Origin of the sequence: Ideonella sp. B508-1 (assembly GCF_000333615.1) — a bacterium.
Taxonomy (GTDB): Bacteria; Pseudomonadota; Gammaproteobacteria; order Burkholderiales; family Burkholderiaceae_C; genus Ideonella.
This window is the reverse complement of record NZ_BADL01000014.1, coordinates 1-1,602: the sequence shown is the minus strand read 5'-3', so window position 1 is coordinate 1,602 and position 1,602 is coordinate 1. Positions and strand designations below refer to the sequence as shown.

General features: G+C 68.1%; 1 protein-coding gene and 1 pseudogene. Both read left to right on the top strand.

All coding sequences use genetic code 11. The features are described from left to right. Nucleotides 1-1,155 (top strand): homoserine dehydrogenase (locus I73_RS00920; protein ID WP_026096150.1); only part of this gene is annotated, 1,155 nt, incomplete at its 5' end. 18 nt (nucleotides 1,156-1,173) lie between these two features. Continuing rightward, nucleotides 1,174-1,602, top strand: a pseudogene (locus I73_RS25200) (threonine synthase); the annotation flags it as partial.

Below are 1,602 nucleotides of genomic sequence, written 5' to 3'. Positions count from 1 at the left end.
ATCGTGGGCGAGGGCGTTCGCGTGGTGGGCGATGCCCGTGAGGTGATCGCCAACCCCGACATCGACATCGTCGTCGAGCTGATCGGCGGCTATGGCGTGGCCAAGGCCCTGGTGCTGGAAGCCATCGCCGCGGGCAAGCATGTCGTCACCGCCAACAAGGCGCTGCTGGCCGTGCATGGCAGCGAGATCTTCGCCGCCGCGCGCGCCAAGGGTGTCACCGTGGCCTTCGAGGCCGCGGTGGCCGGTGGCATTCCCATCATCAAGGCGCTGCGCGAAGGCCTGACCGCCAACCGCATCGAGTGGATCGCCGGCATCATCAACGGCACCACCAACTTCATCCTCTCCGAGATGCGCGAGAAGGGCCTGGACTTCAGCGTGGTGCTGAAGGAGGCCCAGCGCCTGGGCTATGCCGAGGCCGACCCGACCTTCGACATCGAAGGCGTGGACGCCGCCCACAAGGCCACGCTGATGAGCGCGCTGGCCTTCGGCATCCCGGTCCAGTTCGACAAGGCCCACGTCGAGGGCATCACCAAGCTGCAGGCGCTGGACATCCGCTACGCCGAGCAACTGGGCTACCGCATCAAGCTGCTGGGCATCACCAAGCGGCGCGAGGAGGGCATCGAGCTGCGGGTGCACCCGACGCTGATCCCGGCCAAGCGCCTGATCGCCAACGTCGAAGGCGCGATGAACGCGGTGGTGGTGCAGGGCGATGCCGTGGGCACCACGCTGTACTACGGCAAGGGTGCGGGCTCCGAGCCCACCGCCTCGGCCGTGATCGCCGACCTGGTGGACATCACTCGCCTGGCCACCGCCGACCCCGACCACCGCGTGCCCTCGCTGGCCTTCCAGCCCGACGCGCTGGCCGACACGCCCATCCTGCCGATCGGCCAGGTGCAGACCTCCTTCTACCTGCGTCTGCGGGTGGCCGACGAGGCCGGTGTGCTGGCCGAGATCACCGGCATCCTGGCCGACAACGGCATCTCGATCGACGCGGTGCTGCAGCGCGAATCCGCCGAGGGCGAAAAGCAGACCGACCTGATCATCCTGACCCATGAGACCCAGGAAGGCCGGCTGCGCGCCGCCGAGGCCAAGATGCAGGCCCTGCCCAGCGTGCTGGCGCCCATCGTCAGCCTGCGCAAGGAAGAGCTGGCCTGAGGGCCGCCGAAAGCGACCATGAAGTACATCAGCACCCGCGGCGACAAGACCGAGCGCCGCTTCTGCGAGATCCTGCTGGAAGGCCTGGCGCCGGATGGCGGCCTGTACCTGCCGGTGGCCTACCCGCAGGTGGACGGTGCCACGCTGGCCCGCTGGCGTGGTCTGGCCTATGCCGACCTAGCCTTCGAGATCCTCTCGCTCTACATCGACGACATCCCGGCCACTGACCTGAAGGCGCTGGTCCGCAAGACCTACACCGCCGAGGTCTTCGGCAGCGAGGCCATCGTGCCGGTGCGCCGCCTGGGCGACAGCGGCCTGCTGATCGAAGCCCTGTCCAATGGCCCGACGCTGGCCTTCAAGGACATGGCCATGCAGCTGCTGGGCAACCTGTTCAAGTATGAACTGGCCGGCCGCGGCGAGCAGCTCAACATCCTGGGTGCCACCTCG